The 1,407-nt window shown below is 59.6% G+C and carries 2 protein-coding genes; one reads left to right on the top strand and one right to left on the bottom strand.

What is annotated here, in order from left to right; translation table 11 throughout:
• The coding region (locus tag EOA38_RS36610) for an ATP-binding cassette domain-containing protein (protein ID WP_127301501.1) at positions 1–361 on the bottom strand (361 nt) is incomplete at its 3' end.
• Between the two features lie 278 nt (positions 362–639).
• Here EOA38_RS36610 and EOA38_RS36605 point away from each other — a divergent pair.
• Positions 640–1,407: extracellular solute-binding protein (locus EOA38_RS36605; RefSeq protein ID WP_127301500.1), on the top strand; the 768-nt coding region annotated here is incomplete at its 3' end.

The raw sequence follows: 1,407 nt of genomic DNA, 5'->3' as shown, positions 1-1,407 counted from the left end.
GAATGTCGGCTGCCCGCTTCACCCGCTCGGCGACCAAGGCGGGGTCGGTGCCGCGCAGCTTCAACGCGAAAGCCATGTTCTGCTCCACCGTCTTGTGCGGATAGAGCGCGTAGTTCTGGAACACCATGGCGATGTCGCGTTTGGCCGGCGGCAGGTTGTTGACGATGCGGTCGCCAATCGAGATCGTCCCGCCGGAGACCGTCTCCAGCCCTGCCACCATCCTCAGCAGCGTAGACTTGCCGCACCCCGAAGGACCGACCAGCACGACGAATTGGCCGTCGGCGATATCGACGCTGACCTCGTGCAGAACCTTGACGGTTCCGAATGCCTTGGCCACATTGGCGATTGCGACTTGAGCCATCGTCTCCCCTATCTTTTTCGGTGAAGCTAGCCATTGCCAACGGCAAGGGCAAGTCAGTATCTTATAGATAAAAATCCATCCTTGTTGACAAGGTAATCGATTACGCGAATAGTTGCGAGTGCCAATCCGACAGCCGGTCCTTGTCCCGGATAATCGGAGTTCCAGGCGACGCAGGGTGGGGTCCCACGTCCCCCTATGGTATAGGAGAACCACAGACGTTTCGGCGTCCGAGATTGGCAATTCAATTCACGACTGGAAGTTCTGGGAGGAACCTTGAGATGAGAGTCGACCTTTACGAAAAACTGGTGCGCGCCGGGGCGACCCGCCGCGAATTACTGAAGGGCGCGGCCAGCATGGCAGCACTTGCGGCGGCCTCAGGCGCCGGAATCGGCGCGCTGGCCAAACCGGCCGCCGCCGCGGATGATCTGCGCGCGAAACTTCTGCAGATACCGGGCGTCGGCAAGGGCCAGCCGACGGATGCCGACTTCCAGAAAGTCGGCGAGCTTTGTCTGGAAGCGACCAAGGCCAACGTCAAGGAAGGTGAATTCGCCGGTGTCGAGCTCACCTTCATGGGCCTCAACAACCAGAATCTGCATAACGTGCTGTTCCGCGGTTTCCTGAAGCCGTGGGAAGCTTATACCGGCGCCAAGATCAACTGGATCGATCTGGCACAGGCCGATTACAATCCGCGCCTGCAGCAGGCGATTGCCACGAATACAATCGATTTTGACATCGTTGAGATGGGTGCGCCCTTCGAAGGCGATGTCTGCGGCAAGGGTCTCACTTCCGAAATGCCGGACTGGGTCAAGAAGCAGATCGATATGGATGACCTGGTGGCGTATCTCAAGCCGCCGGTCGGCACCTGGAACGGCAAGCAGTATCGCGTGACCGTCGACGGCGATACTCATAATTTCAACTACCGCACCGACGTGTTCTCCGACACCGATCTGGCGGCAGCCTGGAAAGCCGACACCGGCGACAAGGCAGGCCTGGCGGAATGGGGCGTGCCGAAGACCTGGCAGCAGGTCCAGGCCGTGACCAAGTTC

Source organism: Mesorhizobium sp. M1E.F.Ca.ET.041.01.1.1 (genome assembly GCF_003997355.1).
In the GTDB taxonomy this organism is placed as follows: domain Bacteria; phylum Pseudomonadota; class Alphaproteobacteria; order Rhizobiales; family Rhizobiaceae; genus Mesorhizobium.
This window is presented reverse-complemented; position numbering and strand designations above follow the sequence as displayed.